We start from the raw sequence: 20,584 nt of genomic DNA, 5'->3' as shown, positions 1-20,584 counted from the left end.
TAATTCGGGCGGTAATATAGAAAAAAACAAGAGACGGTCATGTGGCACGAGAACATCCTCGGAACGGTCGGGAACACGCCGTTGGTGAAAATCAACCGGTTGGCGGCGGATCTGCCGTGCACGGTGCTGGCGAAGGTCGAGTTTTTCAACCCCGGCGGTTCGGTGAAGGATCGCATCGGGCAGAGCATGATCGAGGCCGCCGAACGGGAAGGACGGCTGAAGCCGGGGGGCACGATCATCGAAGGGACGAGCGGCAACACCGGCGCGGGTCTGGCGCTCGCGGCCATCGCCAGGGGGTATAAGTGCATCTTTACCACCACGGACAAGCAGAGTCAGGAAAAGGTGGACGTGCTCAGGGCCTTCGGCGCGGAAGTCATCGTGTGTCCGACGAACGTCGCGCCCGAAGATCCGCGCTCCTACTATTCCGTGGCGCGGCGGCTGGCCGAGGAGATCCCGAACGCGGTCTACCTCAACCAGTACGACAACCCCGCCAACGCCGAAGCCCATTACCGAACCACCGGGCCCGAACTCTGGGAGCAGACCGAAGGTCGGATCACGCACTACTTCGCAGGCGCGGGCACCGGCGGCACGATCTCCGGCACGGCCCGATACCTCAAGGAGCGCAAACCCGACGTTCGGGTCGTCGGCATCGATCCCTTCGGCTCCGTGTATTATAAATACTTCCACGAGCGCGTCTTCGACGAAAAGGAGGTCTACCCGTATCTGACGGAGGGCGTCGGCGAGGATATTATCGCCGGGAACATGGATTTCGATCTCATCGACGACTACGTGCGCGTCTCCGACAAAGAGTCGATGCAGATGACGCGGCGGCTCGCGCGAGAGGAAGGACTTTTCGTTGGACAGTCGTGCGGGATGGCCGTGGCAGGGATGCTCCAGTGGCTCCACGATCACCGGGAGGAACTGACGCCGGAGGACGTCGTGGTCGTCGTGCTTCCGGATTCCGGCTTCCGGTATCTGTCGAAGACGTACAACGACACGTGGATGCGCAACCACGGTTTCCTCGAATCGACGCCGGACTTCACCGCGCAGGAAATCCTGGGCACGCGCCGGAATGCGGCTTCGATGATTTCGGTCTCGCCGGAGGATACGCTCGCCGTGACGATCCGGCGCATGAATGAACACGGCATCTCACAGCTCCCGGTCATGGAGGGCGACGAGGTGCTGGGCAGCGTCACGGAGTCGGGCATTCTCCATCGGCTCATCGAGGATCCGGCGGCGCGCGAGGAGCCGGTCCGCTCGATCATGGACGCCCCGTTCCCGATCGTCTCGCCCTCGGCGCCGCTGACCTTGCTCACGTCGTACCTCGAAGAAGGCGCGGGCGCGGTGCTCGTCCATCCCGGGGCGCGTGAGGCCTACGAAATCCTGACCAAAAGCGATCTTATCAGCGTCCTCGCCTCCGGAAGGAACGGCAACGGACCGGGCGCGTGAAGCGTCGACCGCCTCGTCTATCAAGAGAGAACGACTATGGATGAAAAGAAGGAGACTCCGAACCCCGCACAATCCCTCAACATCGAACTGAGCGAGGAGGTGGCCGAGGGTGTCTATGCCAACCTGGTGATGATCGCGCATTCGTCGGAGGAGTTCATCCTCGACTTCATCCGGATCATGCCGGGGGTGCCGAAGGCGCGAGTGAAGAGCCGGATCATCATCACGCCGCATCACGCGAAGCGGCTCCTCCACGCGCTTGCCGAGAACATCGAGCGGTACGAGCGTTCGCACGGCGAGATCAGCGAGTTCAGCGCGCCCATTCCGCAGATCCACTTCGGCGGGCCCAGCGGTGAAGCCTGAGCGAGCGTTTCAGGCTCGGGCGAGCGCCGCGAAGGCGCGTTCCGCCGCTGCGAGGGTCGCGGCTATCTCGTCGTCTCCGTGCGCGGTGGAGAGAAAGCAGGCTTCGAAGGGCGACGGCGGCAGATAGACGCCGTTTTCGAGCATCACGCGAAAGAAGCGGGTGAACCGCTTCGTGTCGGTCTTCGCAACGCTGTCCCAGTCGTACACGGGCCGGTCGGTGAAGAACTGGCCGAACATGGAGCCGACACAGGCCTGCCGGATGGGGATGCCGGCGGCGCGAGCGGCGTTGCCGAGGCCTTCGACGAGGGCGGCGGTGCGGGCTTCGAGCGCGCGCCAGAGGCCCGGCTCCCGGAGCGCCCGGAGCGTGGCGATGCCCGCCGCCATGGCGAGCGGGTTGCCCGAAAGCGTCCCCGCCTGATACACCGGCCCGGCCGGGGCCACGCGCGCCATGATCTCACGACGCCCGCCGTAGGCGCCTACGGGCAACCCGCCCCCGATCACTTTGCCGAGCGTCGTCAGGTCCGGCGTGACGCCGAAGAGCGCCTGCGCGCCTCCGGGATGCACCCGGAAGCCGGTCATCACTTCGTCAAAGATCAGGAGCGCGCCGTGGAGCCCGGTTAGCTTGCGAAGGCCTTCGAGATAACCGGCAGCCGGAGGCACCACGCCCATGTTGCCCGCCACGGGCTCGACGATGACGGCGGCAATGTCTCGGGGATGACGTTCGAAGAGCTTCGCCACGGCGTCGAGGTCGTTGTACGGCGCCGTGAGGGTGTCGGCGACGGCGGCCTGCGGCACGCCGGGCGAGTCGGGGAGGCCGAGGGTGGCGACGCCGGAGCCGGCCTGCACCAGAAGCATGTCCGCGTGCCCGTGATAGTTTCCGCTGAACTTGACGATTTTGTCCCTTCCGGTGAAGGCGCGGGCAAGCCGGAGCGCACTCATCGTGGCCTCGGTGCCGGAGTTGACGAAGCGCACCATCTCCATCGAGGGGACGGCTTCCGTCACGAGGCGGGCGAGTTCGACTTCGAGCGGGCTCGGCGCGCCGAAGCTCGTGCCGCGCCGGGCCGTGTCGATGATGGCGTCGACGACGACCCCCGGCGCGTGTCCGAGGATGAGCGGGCCGAAGGAGAGCACATAGTCGATGTACCGGTGCCCATCGACGTCGAACAGATAAGCGCCCGCTCCGCGTTCGATGAAGAGCGGCTGCCCGCCCACGGCTTTGAAGGCGCGCGCCGGGGAGTCGACGCCGCCGGGGAGCCGTTCGAGGGCCTCGCGAAACAACGCTTCGGAACGGGGGATTTCGAGCATGAGCATGTGGGTCAGGAGGTGTGCGTGGAAGCGGAGCGCGCGCGGACGAAGGCGAAAGCGTCCCCCGCTTTCGTCTCCCCGTCGCGGATACAGTCGGGGATGCCGACGCCGTGGAAGGCGGCTCCGGCGAGGAAAAGCCCGGGATGCGCGGAGAGCCGTCCGGCGATGCGGACGAGGCGTTCGGGGTGACCGAGGGTGTACAGGGGCATCGCGCGCTCCCATCGACGGAGGTGGTGGAAGAGCGGCTCGACGGTGATGCCGAGCGTGGCGCGGAGTTCCTCCCGGGCGAGGGCGAGCAGCGCGTGGTCGGGGCGACCGGCGGTCTCGTAGTCGTCGGAGCGTCCGAGGAAGACGCGGAGGAGCGCCATGCCCTCGGGCGCGCGTCCCGGAATTTTCGTGGAGGACCACGTGCAGGCGAGCACGGGACGCCCCTCGGAACGCGGGATGATGTAGCCGTAAGCGTCGAGCGGTCGCGGCACGTCGCGGAGGCGGTAGGCGAGCGAGAGCGTGACCGTGGAACCGTACCGGATGGAGCCGAGATCCCGGGCCAGCGCATCGTCGAACGGGGCGACGAGCGCGCCGGAGACGTACGCGGGCGTGGTGAGGAGCACGGCGTCGGCTTCGTACCGGTCGTGGTCCGTGACGACGGAGAAGCCGGAGGCGCGGCGCGAAAGGCTTCGGACGGGCGCGCCGGTGGTCACGCGCACACCGGTGAGCGTTCGTTCGAGCGTGGCCGTGAGTTCCTCCATGCCGCCTTCGAGCGTGACGAAGGCGCCGCCGCTCTGGCGGGCCGCTCCCCGGCGGGCGAGAAGTCCCCGGAGCAGGCTGCCGTGCTCGCGTTCGAGGGCGCGAAGGTGGGGGAAGGTGGCTTGCAGGCTGAGCACGTCGCCGCTCCCGCCATAGATGCCCCCGAGCAACGGATCGACGATCTTTTCATACAACTCGCGCCCGAGACGACGGGAGAAGAACGATGCGACGGACTCGTCCGCTTCGCCGGAACGGGCGGGGAGGAGCCAGTCCGCGCCCATACGGATCTTGCCCCACGGCGAGAGGAGGGGACTCCGGAGGAACGGCTTGAGGCGCGTCGGGATCATGGCGCTCAGGCCCTCGGGCAACGGGAAGAGTTCGCCGTCGCGGAGGATGAGGCTCCCGCGATGGTCGGGGTTCGTCGGGCGAAGACGCCCTTCCAGCCCGATCTCACGGCAGAGGTTCACCCCCGCGGGCTTCCGGGCCAGAAAGATGTCCGGTCCCTCCTCGACGGTGAACGCATCGACGTGGGCGGTGCGGATCTTTCCGCCCAGACGGTCGGAGCTTTCGAGAAGACGGACGGCGAGCGGGAACGCATGCTCTCGGGCCAGCGACTGCAGCCGGTAAGCCGCCGTCAGCCCGGTGATGCCGCCGCCGATGACGACGATGCTCGGGGGAGACTCGGGAGCGCGCGCGCGGGTACTCATGTCGATAAAAAGAGACTTCCGGGTGGGTGGGGAGGGGAGCACGGGTCAGAGCGATGCGGGCGCCGTGCGGGGAAGCCAGCCGGCCCCGGCGGCCTGGTCCCGGATGAGGGCCGCGAGCTGCCGGATGAAGACCGGGTCGTCGTTGAGCGCCGGGGGGCGTTCGAGGCGAAGGCCGAGCGTCCGCGCCAACGCCTGCGCTTCGATGTCGATGTCGAAGAGGATCTCCACGTGATCGCTCACGAAGCCCACCGGCACGCTCACCACGTTTCGCACTCCGGCGTCGGCCAGGGCGGCGAGGTGCTCGTCCATCGGAGGGCCGAGCCAGGGCTCCGGACTCCGCCCGGCGGACTGATAGCACCACGACCATTGTCCCTCGGCGAGCCCCGCGCGTTCGGCCACGAGGCGGGCCGTCTCGCGAAGTTGTGCGTCGTAGGGGTCGCCCGTCTTCAGGATGCGCACGGGCAAGCTGTGCGCGCTGAAGAGCACGTGGACGGCGTCGCGCTCGTCGTCGGGCCACCGGCGCATGCCCGCCCGCACCCGTTCGGCCAGAGGTTCGATGAGCCCGGGCGCGTCGTGATAGCTCTCGACGTGGGCAAAGTCGATGGCGCCGCGATACATCGCCAGTCCTTCTGAGATCTTTGCGTGGTACTTCTCGATGCTCATGCGGCTGAAATGCGGCGCCAGGACCAGGCTCACGGCGCGCGTGATGCCGTCCTCGATCATCTGCCCCACCGTCTCCTCGATCCACGGCGACCAGTGGCGCATGCCGACGTAGCCCCTGTAGCGCGGCGGCTCGCCGGGCGGGTTCAATTCCGCCATGACGGCGTCCGCCTGCCGCCGCGTGATCTCGGGCAGCGGAGAGCGTCCGCCGATCAGCCGGTAATGATCGGTGATCTCTTCGAGGACCTCGGGCGTGGTCGGCCGCCCGGCGCGGATGTCGGCGAGGTAGCCGGGAAGCTCTTCGAGGGCGCTCGGCCCGCCGTAGGCCATGATGAGCACCCCGATGGGCGCACGGGTCTTTTCCGAGGGAGATGAGTTCATGGTCAGACTTCCGAGAGGGATTGCACCGAAGTGCGCTCGTGTACGTAATCGACGAGGCGGCGGACGTTCTCGACGGGGGTCTCGGGGAGGATGCCGTGACCGAGGTTGAAGACGTGGCCCGGACGCCCGGCGGCGCGGTCGAGGACGTCGTCGGTGTGGGCCTTGAGTTCGCGCCACGGGCCGAGGAGCACGACGGGGTCGAGGTTGCCCATGACGGCGCGGTCGGGGCCGATCTTCTCCCGGGCCTCGTCGAGCGGGAGCCGCCAGTCCACCCCGATGACGTCGCCGCCGGATGCGGCCACGGCGTCGAGGTAGGCGCTCGTGCCCGTGCTGAAATGGATCACCGGCTTGCCCACACGCCGGAGGCGATCGAAGAGCATCCGGTTGAAGGGCCGGACGTACCGCTCATAGTCGCCGCGTCCGAGGGCGCCGGCCCATGAGTCGAAAACCTGGAGGACGTCGGCGCCGGCTTCGGCCTGTCGGGCGAGGAAATCCCCGATGACCGTGACGAGCCTGGTCATGAGCCGTTTCCAGGCAGCCGGTTCCGTGTACATGAGGGTTTTCGCCCGGGCGTACGTCTTCGAGCCGCCGCCTTCGATGGCATAGCTGGCCAGGGTGAAGGGCGCGCCCGCGAAGCCGATGAGCGGGATGCCGCGCGGCTCGAGGGTCGCCTTCACGAGCCGGATGGCTTCGAGCGTGCCCGGCATGATGGTCTCCGCGGGCGGCGTCGCCAGCAGATCGATGTCGCGCGTGGTCCGGAGCGGCCGCTCGATCCGGGGCCCGACGCCCTTCACGAATTCGAGGGGGAGCCCCATGCCGATGAGCGGCGGGAGGATGTCGGAGAAGATGATCGCCGCGTCGAGGTCGAAAGCCTCGATGGGCTGAAGGGTGATCTCGGCGGCAAGCTCGGGCGTGCGGATGGCGTCGAGCATCGAATAGTTTTGCCGGAGCGCGCGGTATTCGGGCATGTAGCGCCCGGCCTGCCGCATCAGCCATATCGGTGTGGCATCGACGGGCTCGCGGCGGCAGGCGCGGAGGAAACGCGGAGGGCGGGGCGGGGCGGATGGGATCATGTGGGTAAAGGGTCACTCGGAAGGATGGGCATGCCAGACGGCTTTGCCGGTGAAAAATGGACCGAGGCTCTCGAGGAACTCGGACGTCTGTCGCGTTTTTCGCATGCGCTGAATGAGCGTCGAGAGCGGGTGGAGCTCCTTGCCCACAAGCCCGACGATGAAATCATTGTCCGCCTTCCCGAGGCCGTGGCACGCGAGGCGAATGTCGTGAGCGTAGTCGGCGCGTCCGAAGGCGTGACCGATGCCGCCGTGCTCCATGAGCATCTTCCGTTGTTCTTCCGCCGGCAGCGTCTCGAAGCGTCCGGCCCGTCGCACGGGATACCAGATCGCCCATGGCCATTCGGGGTTCGTCACGTACCGCCGGGGGCGCTCGATGAGCACCTCTTCGAGGTCGGGTTCATATCCGATGGCGTACGTCCGGCCCGTCATCGTGTACTCGGGCTTCGGCGTCAGCGCGCGGAAGGCCTCCGTGTGCAAAACCGGGCGGACCGTTTCGATGAAATGGTCCGGGCGCTCGTCGAAGGTGAGAAGCGCGACGCCGTACGGATCGTTCATGTCCACGTACAGCACACCCGCGATTCCCGCCGTTTCGAGCGTCTGCACGAGCGGGTCGAGGTCGCGCGCGTCGCCGAAGGCGAGGAGCTGCATGAAAAGTCGCCGGTCGAGCGCAATGGGTTCGCCGGTGACGGAACGCCCTTTTTCTCGGATGTCGAGTCCGGGCTTCGTGAGGGTCACATCGAGGGCCATGGTGTTCTCGGTTCAGGATGAGGAAGAAGCTTGAAGCCACCGCGCCGCCTCGAGGGCGTGGTAGGTGATGATGAGGTCCGCTCCGGCGCGTTTGATCGAGGTGAGGACCTCTTCGACCACGCGCCGCTCGTCAAGCCAACCCTGCGCGGCGGCGGCTTTGACCATCGCATATTCCCCGCTCACGTTGTACGCGGCGAGGGGAAGTTCGGGGAAAGCGTCGCGGAGCCTTCGGATGACGTCGAGATAGGCGAGGGCAGGCTTGACCATGAGGAAATCCGCGCCCTCGGCTGCGTCGAGCGCCGCTTCCCGGAGCGCCTCACGCGCATTGCCGGGATCCATCTGATGCGACTTCCGGTCGCCCGACTTCGGCGCGCCGTCCGCCGCATCACGGAAGGGGCCATAGAACGACGACGCGTATTTCACGCTGTACGACAGGATCGGCGTATGGGTGAAGCCTTCGGCATCGAGCGCGGCGCGGATGCTCGAGACCATGCCGTCCATCATCCCGCTCGGCGCGACGACGTCGGCGCCCGCTTCGGCATGCGACACGGCTACGCGGCCGAGCACGTCGAGCGTCTCGTCGTTGAGGATGAAGCCTTCCGGCAGGTGCGGCTCGGGGAGACCGTTGCCGTCGGGCTCGTTGAGGAGGCCGCAGTGCCCGTGATCCGTGTATTCACACAGGCACACGTCGGTGATGACGGTCAACTCCGGGAGGCGGGCCTTGATCGCGCGCGTGGCCTGTTGTACGATTCCGTCTCCGGCGAAATTCTCCATGCCGACGGGGTCCTTCGCGGCGGGGATGCCAAAGAGGAGCACGGCGGGAATGCCGAGCGCTGCCGCCCGTTCGGCCTCGTCCACGGCCCGGTCCACCGAGTGCCGGGAGATGCCGGGCATCGACGGGATGGGGTGCGAGACGCCCGCGCCGTGAGTGACGAAGAGCGGGTATATGAGGTCGTCCACGGTCCATACGGTCTCGCGGGTCATCCGTCGGAGCGAGGCCGATTGCCGGAGCCGTCGCGGGCGCGCCGCCGGAAAAGGAGGGGCGCCCGCCCTCGTCGAGGATTCCTGGGCCGGGTGCATGGCAGGGTCAGCTTTCATTCGCGCGAAAGAGGGGGACAGTGCGTCCGATTCATGAAACGGAGCCGGCGTGGGCAAAGTGTTCGATCAGTGCGGCGATGAGGCCCTCGGTGGTGTGTGTGTCGGGCACGAGGTCGGGGTCGAGGCCGAGTTCGTCCGCCGCTGCGGCCGTCACCGGACCGATGCACGCCACGAGGGCCTGCCCGGAGAGGGTGCGGGCGCGATCGCCGAGGAGCGCGACGAAGGCCCGTGCGCTCGACGGGCTCGCAAAGGTGACGACGTCCACCCCTGCGTCGAGGGCGGCCCGTTCCGAGGGCGTGGGTTGGGCCGGGAGCGTGCGATAGACGGCCACGGCGTCCACCCGCGCGCCCGCGGCGGTCAGGGTGTGCGCGAGCGTCGTTCGGGCGATCTCAGCCTGTGGGAGAAGGACGGCTCGCCCCGAAACGTCGCCGAGGCCTTCCGCCAGACGCTCGGCCGTGAAGACGTCGGGCACGAAGCTCGCCCGGAGGCCGCGCCGCCTGAGGGCCTGCGCCGTGGCCGGTCCCACGGCGGCGATGTCGAGATGCTCCGGCACGTGCGCGCCGAGGGCCTCGACCCTTTCGATGAAGAACCGCACCCCGTTTGCGCTCGTGAAGAGGAGAAGGTCGTACGCATCGAGTCGCGCAAGAGCGGCGTCGAGCGGCGCGGCGTCGGGCATCGGAGCGAACCGGAGGGTGGGAAAGCACACGGGCGTCGCGCCTTCGGCTTCGAGGCGGTCGGCGAACGGGCGGGCCTGTGCGCGCGCGCGCGTCACGACGATGCGTTTTTCACGGAGCGGCTCATCCATCGGCGAGCACCTCCAGGGCTCCTTCGCGCCGGGCCTCCTCGGCGAGGCGTTCCCCGAGGGCGTGCGGGTCGGTGTCCACTCCCTGTACGCGGATTGCGGATCGGCCGTCGGGGGAAGAGACGAGCGCGATCATACGGATCAAGCCGTTGTTCTCGGTTTCGGCGAAGGCGCCCACCGGGGTGGCGCACCCGCCGCCGAGCGCCTGAAGGAAGGTCCGTTCGGCCGTCGTGGCGCGTCGTGTGGCGGCGTCGTCGAGGACGGCGAGGCGTTCGAGCGTGCGCGCGTCGCCGTCGCGGCACTGCACGGCGAGTGCGCCCTGACCCGGCGCGGGGAGCATCACCTCGAGCGAGAGCCGCTCGCTGATCGGGTCGGTGAGGCCGAGGCGAACCAGACCTGCGGCGGCCATCACCGCGGCGGCATACTCGCCCCGGAGCACTTTGGCGATGCGCGTGTCAATGTTGCCCCGGATGGAGCGGACTTCGAGGTCCGGGCGGGCGCGCAGAAGCTGTGCGGCGCGTCTTCGGCTGCTCGTGCCGACCGTCGCGCCCGGAGGCAGCGTGGCCAGGGTATAACCGTGCGCCGAGACGAGCACGTCGCCGGGGTCGGCGCGCTTCGGGATCGCGCCGAGCGTAAGGCCGGGGGCATTCTCCGTCGGAAGATCCTTGAGCGAGTGCACGGCCAGGTCGATGACGCCCTCCCGGAGTGCCTGTTCGAGTTCCGCGGTGAAAAGCCCTTTGCCGCCGATCTCGGGAAGCGGAACGTCGGTCATCTCGTCGCCGCGCGTCGAGAAAGTGTGGGCTTCGCACGCGAGGTCCGGCCACGATGCCGTGAGCGCGTCGAGGATGAGGGTCGTCTGCCGGATCGCAAGCTTTGAGCGGCGCGTGCCTGCCGTGAGGGAGGTCGTCATGAGGCGTCGGGGGTCGTCAGGCCGAAGAGCCGGCGCACGACGTGCGCGTAGGGTTGAGGTTCGCCGCGAAGGGCCTCCTCCCGAAGGTTCATCGTGGGATGGTGAAGGAGCTTTTTTACGAGGGTCTGAGACAGAAACTGAAGCTGCTCCCGGACCCTGTCGTCAGCGTCGGGCAAGGCTTCGAGCGCCCGTTGAAGCTCCCGTTGCCGGATCTCTTCCGCCTTGCGACGAAGGTCGACGATGACCGGCTGCACCGTATGCTCGCGTCTCCACTTCGCGAACCGTTCGAGTTCCTCCTCGATGATGCGCTCGACCGCCGGGATCGCGCGACGCCGCTCGGTCAGCGAGCGTTCCACCTCTCCGCGAAGCCGGTCGATGTCGTACAGGTGGACGTTCGGGAGCGCGGCCACGCCGGGCTCGACGTTGCGGGGCACGCCGATGTCCACGAGCGTCAGGGGACGGTCCGCGCGGCCGGCGGCACGAACGACTTCGGCGTCGATGATCGGATCGGGAGCGCCGGTGGCGCAGAAGACGACGTCGGCGGCGGCAAGCGCCTCGTGGAGGCGGTCGAGGGGGAGCACTTCCGCGCCCACGGTCCCGGCGAAGGCATGCGCCGTCTCCACGCGGCGGTTGACGAGCGTCAGGCGCGCGCGTTCGTTCGGCCGGAGGGTTTTCACGATCAGCCGCCCCATTTCGCCCGTGCCCACGACGGCGATGCGGAGACCGGCCAGATCGCCCAGGTGTCGCCGGGCGAGGCGAACGGCCATCGAACTGATGCTCAGGGGTCTGCGGCTGATGCCCGTCTCGGCGCGGGCGCGTTTGCCGGCGCGGAGGGCCGTCTGAAAGAGCGCCTTCAGATACGGTCCGGCCCGGTGATGCGCCAGGGAGCGGTTCAGCGCTTCACTGACCTGTCCCAGGATCTGCGGCTCGCCGAGCACGATGGAGTCGAGCCCGGCTGCGACGCGGCAGAGATGGCGCACCACCTCATGGTCCTCCCACCGGTACAGATGAGGCTCGAGCGCCTCCCAGGCCACTCCGCGACGTTCGGCTATGCGGGTCTTGAGTGCCTCGGGATCGGCCCCTTCAGGGATTGCCGCGTAGATCTCGAAGCGGTTGCACGTGGAGAGGATGACGAGTTCTCCGGCCTCCGTATCCCGCGCATGCTCGTCGAGGATCGCTGTGAGGCCCGTCGGGCCGAAGCTGAGCCGCTCTCGCACGTCGACCGGGGCCGTGTGATGGCTGAGACCCAGACAGATCAGCCGGTTCGGTGTGATCATGCGAAGTGGGGAGGAAAGATGCAGGATACTACTCTGGCGTGCGGGGACACGTTCGTTCTTCTTTGTCGAAAAAGACGACCGGGACACGGGCAACGTATCGGTCGAAAAGAACGCAGCTCAAGGAGTTTTTATTATACAAAGGCCATTGAAACTAAGCAAAACTATGCGTGCGAAGAGTTCGCAAAGAGCGGGGAGCGCGCGCCGGGCGAGCCCCTGAGCAGCATCACTTGCGGACGCGCCAGAGCATGAAGAGCGCGAGGCCGAAGAAGAGCGTGTGCGGGAGCCAGGCCGCCAGAACGGGGTCGAGTTCGCCGGAGAAGCCGAAAGGCTCGGTCAGTTTTTGCACGGCGAGGTAGGCGAAAGCGGTAAAGAGGCCGAGGCCCATGCGCACGGCCTGACCCCCACGTCGACGCACGGCGGCCAGCGGAACGCCGATGAGCACGAGGATGAGGTTGGCGAAGGGATACGAAAACTTGGCGTAATACTCGACGAGCGTGCGCCCGAGATTGCCCGCCCCCGAACGACGCAGTTGATCGACGTACGCGGCGGCCACGGGGATCGTCATGGACTCGACGTCCCGCTCCGTCCGGGCGAAATCACGGGGGTAGATCTGCAGCAGGGTGTCGATCTGCGGGACCTTGAACCGTCGTTCCCGCCCGTTCTCGTCGAAGGTGCGAACGATCGGTTCTTTGAGGCGCCAGACCTTGAGCGAGTCGATCCATGTCATCTCGTACGAATCGATGCGGGAGCGCAAATGATTGATGTGATCGAACTGTTCGAGAGAAACACGGAAGGCACGGTTCGTTTCCCGGTCGAAATAGCCAACGGTGACGATGCTTCCGGGCCGGTTTTGCCGGTGGATGTCGTTGAGGTCGATCTGACGCGGCGCGTCCTTGAGGTACTTCTTCTCGAAGTCGAGCACCACCTGATTGGTTTTCGGCACCACGAAGCCGTTGAACCAGACCATCGTCCCGGTGAGGGTGAGCGCCACGAACACGTAAGGCGCGAGGATGCGGTAGAGCGAGACGCCGCCCGTCTGGAGCGCCGCAAGCTCGAGCTTCTGGGCGAGCTTGCCCGTCAGGTAGACGCACGCGAGGAAGATCGCCAGCGGGGAGGTCAGGCGGACGATTTCCGGGATATAGTTCAGGTAATACACGAAGAACACGTCCTTCATCGTCGCGCCCCGGTCCATGAAGTCATCGATGGATTCGACGTAGTGGAGCACGATGAAAAAGACGATCAGCGCACCCACGAGGAAGACGTAGTGCTGCACGAGCCGGCGGATGATATGTCGGTCGAACCTGGTCACGTGGGGTCGTCGAACGGCGGAATTGGGCGAGAGGAGGGAGGAAAGCAGAAGGCGTAGTGACGGAAAAGGCGCAGGGCGGTTCCGGCAGCAGCGGCGGTAAAAAAAGAGCAGAGGGCGCGAATGCCGGGAAAACTCAACGAAAACGAACAATGGCTCAGGTTGCCATAGGCAAGCGGCTGGTGTACTTTAGCGGGTCGCTGAGAACGAATCACTCCAGAACCCAGGCAAATGAAAGTTCACGAATATCAGGCCAAGGAGATCCTGGCCAAATATGGTGTGTCGGTGCAGCCCGGCATCGTGGCGCACACGGTCGAAGAAGCCGTCGCGGCGGCGGAGAAGATGCGCGCCGAAAACGGGACGGACCTCTTCGTCGTCAAGGCGCAGATCCACGCCGGCGGGCGGGGCAAGGGCGGCGGCGTCAAGCTCGCGCGCGGCGTCGACGAGGTGCGGGAGAAAGCCGGAGCGATCCTGGGCATGATGCTCAAAACGCATCAGACGGGGCCGGAAGGGCAGAAGGTGCGCACCGTCCTCATCGCCGAGGCCGTGGACATCGCCCGTGAGTATTACGTCGGAGTCACGCTCGACCGCCAGCGAAGCATGAACGTCATCATGGCTTCGACGGAAGGCGGGGTCGAGATCGAGAAGGTGGCCGAGGAGACGCCGGAGAAGATCATCAAGGTGTGGGTGGATCCCGCCATCGGGCTTCGCCCGTTCCAGGCGCGGCAACTCGCCTTCGGGCTCGGCTTCGAGGGCAAAGCCTTCAAGCAGGCCGTCAAGTTCATCATGGCCCTCTACCGGGCCTATGAAGAGACCGACGCGACCCTCGCCGAAATCAATCCGCTCGTGCTCACGGATCAGGGCGAAGTGCTCGCCGTCGACGCCAAGATCAACTTCGACGACAACGCGCTCTTCCGACACAAGGACCTCGCCGAGATGCGCGACCTCAGTGAAGAGGATCCGCTCGAAGTGGAAGCGAGCAAGTATCACCTCAACTACATCAAGCTCGACGGCAACGTCGGATGCATGGTCAACGGCGCCGGGCTGGCGATGGCGACCATGGACATCATCAAGCTCGCCGGTGGCGAGCCCGCAAACTTCCTCGATGTGGGCGGGAACGCCAACCCGGAGACGGTCGAAGCGGGCTTCCGCATCATCCTCAAGGACCCGAACGTGCGGGCGATCCTCGTCAATATTTTCGGCGGCATCGTGCGGTGCGACCGCGTGGCCCGGGGCATCGTGCAGGCCGCGAAAAACGTCGAGATCAACATGCCGCTCATCGTTCGGCTTCAGGGCACGAACGCCGAGGAAGGGCAGCACATCCTCAAAGAGAGCGGGCTTGAGATCGAGACGGCGATCCTTTTCGAAGAGGCCGCCGAGAAGGTGACGCGGGCGCTTGCGCAATTGCAAGACTGAGTCGGCGCCTGGAGCATACCGGCGGGCGCGTCCGAGACAAAGGATGCGCCCGCTCTTTATTGGAACGCGTAGGGGAAGCGGTCGGCGATCCGTCCGGCGCCACCCGGGTCGGGATTGTCATTCTCTCCTCCCGAACGATATATTGCCCGCCGCGCGCCCGGCGATGTCTCGCCGAGAGGATGATGCGCCGGCGTTCACGCTTCGAAGTCGAATCCGTATGCAAGCAACCAGAGCTCCATCCCCGACGGAGATGCCGGGTGTTCGGCTCGAAGGGGTGACGAAACGTTTCGGCTCGCTGACCGCCGTCCGGTCGATGACGCTGGCGGTCGAGCCGGGAGAGTTCTTCTCGCTGCTGGGTCCGAGCGGGTGCGGAAAGTCCACGATGCTGCGTATGATCGGGGGCTTCGAACGTCCGGACGAGGGACGCGTGCTCATCGGCGCGACGGACGTGACGCGTCTGCCGCCGCAGAAGCGCCCCACGGCGATGGTGTTCCAGAACTACGCGCTCTTCCCGACGATGACGGTGGGGGAGAACGTCGCCTATGGACTGCGCGTGCGGAAGCTGCCGCGCAGGGAGCGAGAGGAACGCGTGCGTGATGCCCTCGCCCGGGTGGATCTGGCGGGCTTCGAGGACCAGTACGTCACCCGGCTCTCCGGTGGACAGCAGCAGCGCGTGGCGCTCGCGCGTGCCCTCGCGGTGCGCCCCGGCGTGCTCCTCTTCGATGAACCGCTTTCCAACCTCGACGTGGCGCTCCGGGAGCAGACGCGGCGGGAGCTCAAGGTGCTTCAGGCGCGGCTCGGAGCCACGAGCATCTACGTGACCCACGATCAGCAGGAAGCGCTGGCGCTCTCCGACCGGATTGCCGTGATGCGGGAAGGGAGCATCCAGCAGGTCGGCGCACCCGAGACGCTCTATCGCGAGCCGGAGACGGCCTTCGTCGCGCAATTTCTGGGGGGAAGCAATATCGTCACGGAGCCGGGGCTGGCGGCCGAACTCACGGGTGGAGAAGCCCCGGAGCCGGGGTACGCGCTCGCCGTGCGTCCCGAGAACCTCCGGCCCTCGGCCGAAGGGGCAGCGGTGCGCATCCGGTCCCGGCAGTTCCTCGGCCCTTTCGTCGAATGGTGGGTCGAAGCCGGCGAGCAAGCGCTCCGCGCCTGGGTCGATCCCGGCCTCGAAGTGACGGAGCCGTTTCGTCTTCGGGCCGCAGCCTACCGGTGGGTGCGCGCCGACGACGGGTGAAACATAAGCGGCGACTCCGGTGTCATCGTTCCGCGCCGGCCTTCGCATTAAATCTCAAAACGTCATCATGATTCACGAAGTCGAGTTTCGGGAAGGATTGGAAGGGTTGACGCCCGCGCGCATCATGACGCTCTATCGGCGCGCGCCGCTCATCCGTCCGGTCGATGCCCAGGAGAAAGTCTGGGAGATGTATGAGAACTCTTCGCTCGTGGTGACGGCCTGGCACGAAGGGCACCTCGTGGGGATCGCCCGCGTGCTCACCGATGGCGTCCTGCAGAGCTATCTGTGCGACCTTGCCGTGGAGCCGGACGTGCAGGGGCTCGGCATCGGGAAGAAAATGATCGACGAGGTCCTCGAACGGTGCAAAGGGACCGAACTGTTGCTCCGGGACTCGAACATCTCCTCCTCTTTCTACGAGCGGCTGGGCTTCGTGCGGGTGGAGAATGCGTGGATGCGAACAGCCGGATGAGGGCGCAAAGGCCTCTCGATGCGCGTTCGATCAGGAGGATACCGGCTCAGGCGCCACGGGCGTCGCGCCTTGAAATTGCGGCTCTACGATCTGGAGATGAGGCACGACGCCCTTCACGCCGGGCACCTGGCGGACGAGGGAGACGAGGAGGTCCCGTTCAAGCTCGTTCCGCACGACACCGTAGAGTGTGACCACGCCGTTCTGAACGTAGAAATGGATTCCGTGGATGTCCGCCAATTCGAGATCCCGCTCAAAATTGGCGTGAAGCCTCCGCGCAAGCGTCCGGTCGCGGTCCGTCTGTCGTTGAGGATCGGATCGGCGTTGCAGACGGCGCGGCCAGCGGCGGGTGCTTTTCCAGAAACCGGTTTTATGCATATCGTGTGCGAGGGACCCACGAGCGCTCTGACGAACGCTGCCCTCGGATGGTCGAACAAAGGGACGTCGCGTATCGCATGAGCAGGCGTGTCGTCCCGGGAGTCGGACGGTGCGAAACCGTTCGATGCGTGCTTGTATCGTTTTTCGGGCGCCGGGTTTCAGTCCCGGGAGTGCCGGGGAGAGCGATTCGCGCGTCTTTGGCGGAAATTCTTCCCTCGCAGCGGAGCGTTCGATCACCGGATGAGTGTGCCGAAACGGTCCTTGATGTCGGACTTCGGCTGGCGGATCCGGAGCAGGTCGCGGAGGTGGCCGCTTTTCACGTGGAGGTCGAAGCCCCACGACTGGAAGTCGCCGAAGGGGATCCAGTTGAAGGACATCTGCCAGCACTCCCAGTCGCGAAGGATGGCAAGGTTCGTGGTGGCGAGCTCGTTCCGCTCGAAATCGTATCCGGACCGGGCCTGCACCTTCCAGTTCGGCGTCAGGTTGAAATCCGCGTTCAGGTTCAAAATGGCTCTTTTCATAGCCGTGAGGCCGGGTTTGGAGACGCCGTACGTGAAGTCCAGATTGAGCGACCACGGGATCGCAAAGTCGGTCTGCGTGTCGCCGCCGGTGCGGGTGAAGGATTGGAGGAAGGGGTTCTGTGAGTTGAGGGGATCGGGCGAGAAACCCGCCCGGGGCGTGGCGGCGGGCCGACTGCGACCGTCCCGGTTCTTGCTCCGGATCGAGGTGCGCGCCGTGAGACTCAGGTTCGTGAGGCGGGCAAAATCGAAGGCGCGAAGGTCGAACACGTATTCGTCGAGCAGACGGCCGTTTGCGTCGATCGTGTACGGGGAGAACGTGGTGCTGAAGTCGAGGTCCACCTGACCAAAGAGGCGGGTGCGCCCCCGCATGGAGATCGGACTCATCTTCAGCGAATCGGCGGCGAAGTTATAGCTCGAAGAGAAATCGAGGTTGAAGAGCTTGAGCGTGCGGCTCCGGTCTGCGCCGGTGGAATCGGCGTCGATGCGTTTGGTCTCGAAGGTGTTGCTCAGAGAAAACGAGAGCGCCTTTTGCAGCCCCGAGCGCACCCCGTTGACGATGGCATACCGCTGCTCTTCGCCCAGCGCATTGACGAACGATCGCGTGTACCCCCACGAGGGGTCGAAGAAGTCGGGCTGGTAATTGAAACTCAGGCTCGGACGAACCGTGTGCCGGATGCCGGAGTACGGCCCGACGCCCACCGGGAAGATGCCGTAGAAAGTGGTGTTTGCCGAGACGCCGAGGTTGAACTGTCGGAGCGAGAAGAAGCCCGGCGTAGACGAGCGGACGATGGTGTTCAGGGAATCGGAGAAGGCCTGCCGCGTCGTCCGGATGAACCAGTCCTCCTGGTAATTGAAGAACGGCGAGAGGTTCATGCGAAACGCGCCGAGGACGGGCAGGCGCGTCAGGGTGAAGGTTGCGGAGACGGGCACGCGGTGCGACGTCTTGAAATCAAAGGGTTCGTCCTGCCCCGTCGCCTCACGATATTTGGAGGGGGACAACAGGGCGTCGAACCACGAGATGCCGGTGGTGTCCGAGAGCGGCCGGAAGTTGAAGTTGTTGTTCAGCGACATGCTGTAGCTGTACGTGATAAGCTCGTACCACTGTTCGCGAGCGCCGGCGGGACGCTCCTTCCGCCGAAACGGTTTCTTCGAGTTCTGGCTGAAGGTGAGATTGGGCAGCGTCAGGGCGACCTCTCCGGTGGCGAAAACCTGACGCTGGTTCAGGCTGAGGTTGAGGCTGCGTCCGCCGGCCGGCCATCGTTTGCTGTACCGCACGGTCGACTGCACCGTCTGCCGCACCCGGTCGTCGTAGTTGATGGCGAACGTGCGGAGGTAGCTCGAAGAGGTGAGGTTGACATTCGCCGAGAAGGTGGCCGTCGGGCTGATGGTCTGGTTGTGGTTCCATCGGAAGCTGCCGCGGTTCTCGATGGCAAAGTCGGGGTCGCCGCTCTCGCCGCGTCGGAGCCGGGAATACTGGAGTTGCAGTTGACCGTTGAAGGCGTATCGCTTGTTGTACCGGTAGAGGGAGCTGGCGCCCCAGCTTCCCTTCGTCCAGAAACTGCCCTTGAGTTGGAGGTCCATGTAATCGCTGAGGGCGAAGTACCAGCCCCAGTCGCGGAGGTAAAAGCCGAACTCGTCCTCGCCATACTGAGGCGGGAGGGGGCCGCTCCGACGTCCGGTCTGCGCCGGGAGGAAGCCGAAGGGCAGCCAGAGCGGTGTGGGAATGTTGTAGATGTAGAGTTGGAGCGGGCCGGTATAGATCCACTTTTTGTCGACGATCTTCATCTTGCTCGACCGGAGGGAGTACGACGGATCATCCACGCAGGAGCACGTCGTGTACGCTCCGTCCTTGATGAAGATGACGTCGTCTTCGCGCACCTTCGCAACGCCCGCGCGCACGAAGCCGTCATCGATCTGCGTCTGTGCGCCGACCACGCGCCCGCGTTCGGTCTCCAGGTTGAAGGCCAACTCGCGGCCCTGGAAGGTCTCCGAGCCCTGTTGGATCTGCGGCTTCCCGACGAGGCCCGTGTCCGCGGCGAGCCCGGATGCGTGGAGTTCGCTCTTGTCGAAGAGGATCTCGATGCGGTAGGCTTCGAGGAGGGCGTCGGAGTATGTCACCTTGCTCTCGCCGTAGAGGACGCCGACCTCGCGATCCTCCTCGAAACGGACGATGAGGGAGTCGCGGGCGGAGAAGCGGACGGGCTCCTCGAGTGCGGACGCGGAGGTTGCTCCCGGCGGAGCGGGGGGAGTCGCGCGGGCGGAATCGGAGCGAGCGAGCGTGGCGTCGACGACCTGTGCGGCGGCGGAGCGGGCGGCGAAGGACAGGAAGCACGCCAGAAGCGTGAGCGCCGTCAGCCATCGAGGGGATCCGGGGCGGCGGCGCACGGGGCGGTCACGGACTCTGGTGGGAGGGAATGGGCTCATCAAGAAACTGAAACACGAGATGCGCGGCCCCAAGCATACCCACCTCGTTCCCGCGGGTTTCCCGTATGATTTCCAGTCCCTCGTGCATGCCGGGCATGACGAATCTTCGGAGGGTCAAACGGGCGGGCGCGAGAATGAAGTCGCCCGCTGCCGAGAGCCCGCCGCCGACGACGATCTTCCGGATGTCGAGCAGGTTGACGGCCGAGCCGAGCACGCAACCGAGCTTGTGTCCCGCCCAGGCGAGCACTTCCTTCGCGCCCTCGTCGCCGAGGACGGCGGCGTCGTAGAGCATCTTCGGGGTGATGCCCTGAAGGTCGGGGCCCGCCATCTGGTGGAGGATGCTGTCCTCCCGCGTCATGAGGCGATAGCGTGCGTGGCGGGAGAGGAAGCGCTGCCCGAGGTAGGCTTCGATGGCCCCGGCCACCCCGGAACGGTCGAACGGACCTTCGTAGTCGATGGTCATGTGGCCAATCTCACCCGCCGCGCCCGTGGAGCCGCGGAAGATCCGGTTCCGGTAAATGATCGCCCCGCCGACGCCGGTGCCGAGCGTCACCATGAGGAACGAAGGGTGCGGTTTGCCCGCGCCGTAATGGGCGCTGCCCAGCCCCGCCACATTGGCGTCGTTCTCGACGAGCACCACCATCCGGCCTCCGAGGCGCTCACGGAGCCGGTCCCGGAGGTTGATCGTTTCCCACCCGGGAAAGTTCGGCGGGTGGGAGACCGTGGTTCGTTCCCAGTTTATCGCGCCGGGTGCGCCGATGCCAACCCCGGCGATTGCCCGTCCGGGCGCTTCCGCGATGAGCGCCTCCGCCACTTCACCGATCCGCTCGATGACCCGTTCCGGACCTTCCTCGGCATACGTCGGGCGCGTCACCTCGTGGATCAGGCCCCGGTCGCGTTCGACGAGCGCGGCTTTGATGGACGTGCCTCCAAGATCGACGCCGACGGCAAGGGGAATCATGGATACCGGGATTCGGTGAGCGGATGGAGCGAAGCGGGGCGGTCAGTCCTCGACCTTGAGGCGATAGACGGTTTCGGTGGGGCGGCGCATCCCGTACTGCTCCCGCGCAATTTGCTCGACCACCTCATCGGAGAGCCCTTCCGACACCTTGCGTTCGAGGGCGGCGTTCTCCTGACGGAGCCTCGCATTTTCAGCCTCCAGTCGCGTGTGCTCCCGGCGCCAGGAGACGCTGTTCCACAGGCTGTAGCTGTCGAAGAAGAGCAGCCATATCCCGAGCATGGCGACCGCCGCGAGGAGGATCCACCGTCGTACGGGAGCGGGCGACTTCGAGGGTTTTTTCGTTCGGGCCATGATGC

General features: G+C 66.0%; 19 protein-coding genes. 5 read left to right on the top strand and 14 right to left on the bottom strand.

Annotated elements, in window-relative coordinates; translation table 11 throughout:
- Positions 1-39: 39 nt before the first annotated feature.
- Positions 40-1,449 (top strand): cystathionine beta-synthase, encoded by a 1,410-nt coding sequence (locus tag AC1HIY_RS09930; RefSeq protein WP_479576572.1) that lies wholly within the window; start codon positions 40-42, stop codon positions 1,447-1,449.
- Between the two features lie 36 nt (positions 1,450-1,485).
- Positions 1,486-1,809, top strand: coding sequence for a DUF3467 domain-containing protein (locus tag AC1HIY_RS09925; protein ID WP_479576571.1), 324 nt, complete (start codon positions 1,486-1,488; stop codon positions 1,807-1,809).
- A 9-nt stretch (positions 1,810-1,818) separates the two neighbouring features.
- On the opposite strand, the gene hemL is transcribed toward AC1HIY_RS09925, so the two are convergent.
- From hemL to AC1HIY_RS09875, 10 genes are all read right to left on the bottom strand, one after another.
- Positions 1,819-3,120, bottom strand: a complete 1,302-nt coding sequence (gene hemL, locus AC1HIY_RS09920) for a glutamate-1-semialdehyde 2,1-aminomutase (RefSeq protein WP_479576570.1) — start codon at positions 3,118-3,120, stop codon at positions 1,819-1,821.
- Between the two features lie 5 nt (positions 3,121-3,125).
- Positions 3,126-4,568 (bottom strand): protoporphyrinogen oxidase, encoded by a 1,443-nt coding sequence (gene hemG / locus AC1HIY_RS09915; RefSeq protein ID WP_479576569.1) that lies wholly within the window; start codon positions 4,566-4,568, stop codon positions 3,126-3,128.
- A gap of 45 nt (positions 4,569-4,613) precedes the next feature.
- Positions 4,614-5,609: a ferrochelatase gene (gene hemH, locus AC1HIY_RS09910; RefSeq protein WP_479576568.1), complete on the bottom strand. Its 996-nt coding sequence runs from the start codon at positions 5,607-5,609 to the stop codon at positions 4,614-4,616.
- Positions 5,610-5,611: 2 nt separating this feature from the next.
- A complete protein-coding gene (hemE, locus tag AC1HIY_RS09905; RefSeq protein WP_479576567.1) occupies positions 5,612-6,682 on the bottom strand; it encodes a uroporphyrinogen decarboxylase in 1,071 nt (356 codons plus the stop codon).
- A 12-nt stretch (positions 6,683-6,694) separates the two neighbouring features.
- On the bottom strand, positions 6,695-7,429 hold the full coding sequence (locus AC1HIY_RS09900) for a chlorite dismutase family protein (RefSeq protein ID WP_479576566.1): 735 nt from the start codon (positions 7,427-7,429) through the stop codon (positions 6,695-6,697).
- A gap of 12 nt (positions 7,430-7,441) precedes the next feature.
- The gene (hemB, locus tag AC1HIY_RS09895; protein ID WP_479576601.1) at positions 7,442-8,509 is read right to left on the bottom strand and encodes a porphobilinogen synthase; all 1,068 of its coding nucleotides are present in this window, start codon (positions 8,507-8,509) and stop codon (positions 7,442-7,444) included.
- Positions 8,510-8,558: 49 nt separating this feature from the next.
- A complete protein-coding gene (locus AC1HIY_RS09890; protein ID WP_479576565.1) occupies positions 8,559-9,332 on the bottom strand; it encodes a uroporphyrinogen-III synthase in 774 nt (257 codons plus the stop codon).
- The gene (gene hemC, locus AC1HIY_RS09885) at positions 9,325-10,239 is read right to left on the bottom strand and encodes a hydroxymethylbilane synthase (RefSeq protein WP_479576564.1); all 915 of its coding nucleotides are present in this window, start codon (positions 10,237-10,239) and stop codon (positions 9,325-9,327) included. The genes AC1HIY_RS09890 and hemC overlap by 8 nt, the downstream gene beginning before the upstream one ends.
- Positions 10,236-11,516: a glutamyl-tRNA reductase gene (gene hemA / locus AC1HIY_RS09880; protein ID WP_479576563.1), complete on the bottom strand. Its 1,281-nt coding sequence runs from the start codon at positions 11,514-11,516 to the stop codon at positions 10,236-10,238. The genes hemC and hemA overlap by 4 nt, the downstream gene beginning before the upstream one ends.
- A 223-nt stretch (positions 11,517-11,739) precedes the next feature.
- Entirely contained in the window at positions 11,740-12,825 is a 1,086-nt protein-coding gene (locus tag AC1HIY_RS09875) for an LptF/LptG family permease (protein ID WP_479576562.1), read from the bottom strand.
- Positions 12,826-13,053: 228 nt separating this feature from the next.
- Here AC1HIY_RS09875 and sucC point away from each other — a divergent pair, with 228 nt between their 5' ends.
- From sucC to AC1HIY_RS09860, 3 genes are all read left to right on the top strand, one after another.
- Positions 13,054-14,238, top strand: coding sequence for an ADP-forming succinate--CoA ligase subunit beta (gene sucC, locus AC1HIY_RS09870; RefSeq protein WP_479576561.1), 1,185 nt, complete (start codon positions 13,054-13,056; stop codon positions 14,236-14,238).
- 217 nt (positions 14,239-14,455) lie between these two features.
- Positions 14,456-15,478: an ABC transporter ATP-binding protein gene (locus AC1HIY_RS09865; protein ID WP_479576560.1), complete on the top strand. Its 1,023-nt coding sequence runs from the start codon at positions 14,456-14,458 to the stop codon at positions 15,476-15,478.
- A 67-nt stretch (positions 15,479-15,545) separates the two neighbouring features.
- A complete protein-coding gene (locus AC1HIY_RS09860; protein WP_479576559.1) occupies positions 15,546-15,947 on the top strand; it encodes a GNAT family N-acetyltransferase in 402 nt (133 codons plus the stop codon).
- Between the two features lie 30 nt (positions 15,948-15,977).
- On the opposite strand, the gene AC1HIY_RS09855 is transcribed toward AC1HIY_RS09860, so the two are convergent.
- The 4 genes from AC1HIY_RS09855 to AC1HIY_RS09840 form a co-directional block, all read right to left on the bottom strand.
- Positions 15,978-16,322 carry a BON domain-containing protein gene (locus tag AC1HIY_RS09855; protein ID WP_479576558.1) on the bottom strand — a complete coding sequence of 115 codons (345 nt, stop codon included), beginning with the start codon at positions 16,320-16,322 and terminating at the stop codon, positions 15,978-15,980.
- 233 nt (positions 16,323-16,555) lie between these two features.
- The gene (locus AC1HIY_RS09850) at positions 16,556-19,228 is read right to left on the bottom strand and encodes a putative LPS assembly protein LptD (RefSeq protein WP_479576557.1); all 2,673 of its coding nucleotides are present in this window, start codon (positions 19,226-19,228) and stop codon (positions 16,556-16,558) included.
- 7 nt (positions 19,229-19,235) lie between these two features.
- Positions 19,236-20,228 carry an ROK family protein gene (locus AC1HIY_RS09845; protein WP_479576556.1) on the bottom strand — a complete coding sequence of 331 codons (993 nt, stop codon included), beginning with the start codon at positions 20,226-20,228 and terminating at the stop codon, positions 19,236-19,238.
- Positions 20,229-20,270: 42 nt separating this feature from the next.
- Positions 20,271-20,579, bottom strand: a complete 309-nt coding sequence (locus AC1HIY_RS09840; protein ID WP_479576555.1) for an FtsB family cell division protein — start codon at positions 20,577-20,579, stop codon at positions 20,271-20,273.
- Positions 20,580-20,584: the final 5 nt, after the last annotated feature.

The sequence above is a fragment of the Rhodocaloribacter sp. genome, assembly GCF_056451265.1.
This window is presented reverse-complemented; position numbering and strand designations above follow the sequence as displayed.

Coding starts and splice junctions, on each gene's coding strand:
- AC1HIY_RS09930 (WP_479576572.1), top strand. CDS start 40: ATGTGGCACGAGAACATCCTCGGAACGGTCGGGAACACGCCGTTGGTG.
- AC1HIY_RS09925 (WP_479576571.1), top strand. CDS start 1,486: ATGGATGAAAAGAAGGAGACTCCGAACCCCGCACAATCCCTCAACATC.
- hemL (WP_479576570.1), bottom strand. CDS start 3,120: ATGCTCATGCTCGAAATCCCCCGTTCCGAAGCGTTGTTTCGCGAGGCC.
- hemG (WP_479576569.1), bottom strand. CDS start 4,568: ATGAGTACCCGCGCGCGCGCTCCCGAGTCTCCCCCGAGCATCGTCGTC.
- hemH (WP_479576568.1), bottom strand. CDS start 5,609: ATGAACTCATCTCCCTCGGAAAAGACCCGTGCGCCCATCGGGGTGCTC.
- hemE (WP_479576567.1), bottom strand. CDS start 6,682: ATGATCCCATCCGCCCCGCCCCGCCCTCCGCGTTTCCTCCGCGCCTGC.
- AC1HIY_RS09900 (WP_479576566.1), bottom strand. CDS start 7,429: ATGGCCCTCGATGTGACCCTCACGAAGCCCGGACTCGACATCCGAGAA.
- hemB (WP_479576601.1), bottom strand. CDS start 8,509: ATGCACCCGGCCCAGGAATCCTCGACGAGGGCGGGCGCCCCTCCTTTT.
- AC1HIY_RS09890 (WP_479576565.1), bottom strand. CDS start 9,332: ATGGATGAGCCGCTCCGTGAAAAACGCATCGTCGTGACGCGCGCGCGC.
- hemC (WP_479576564.1), bottom strand. CDS start 10,239: ATGACGACCTCCCTCACGGCAGGCACGCGCCGCTCAAAGCTTGCGATC.
- hemA (WP_479576563.1), bottom strand. CDS start 11,516: ATGATCACACCGAACCGGCTGATCTGTCTGGGTCTCAGCCATCACACG.
- sucC (WP_479576561.1), top strand. CDS start 13,054: ATGAAAGTTCACGAATATCAGGCCAAGGAGATCCTGGCCAAATATGGT.
- AC1HIY_RS09865 (WP_479576560.1), top strand. CDS start 14,456: ATGCAAGCAACCAGAGCTCCATCCCCGACGGAGATGCCGGGTGTTCGG.
- AC1HIY_RS09860 (WP_479576559.1), top strand. CDS start 15,546: ATGATTCACGAAGTCGAGTTTCGGGAAGGATTGGAAGGGTTGACGCCC.
- AC1HIY_RS09855 (WP_479576558.1), bottom strand. CDS start 16,322: ATGCATAAAACCGGTTTCTGGAAAAGCACCCGCCGCTGGCCGCGCCGT.
- AC1HIY_RS09845 (WP_479576556.1), bottom strand. CDS start 20,228: ATGATTCCCCTTGCCGTCGGCGTCGATCTTGGAGGCACGTCCATCAAA.
- AC1HIY_RS09840 (WP_479576555.1), bottom strand. CDS start 20,579: ATGGCCCGAACGAAAAAACCCTCGAAGTCGCCCGCTCCCGTACGACGG.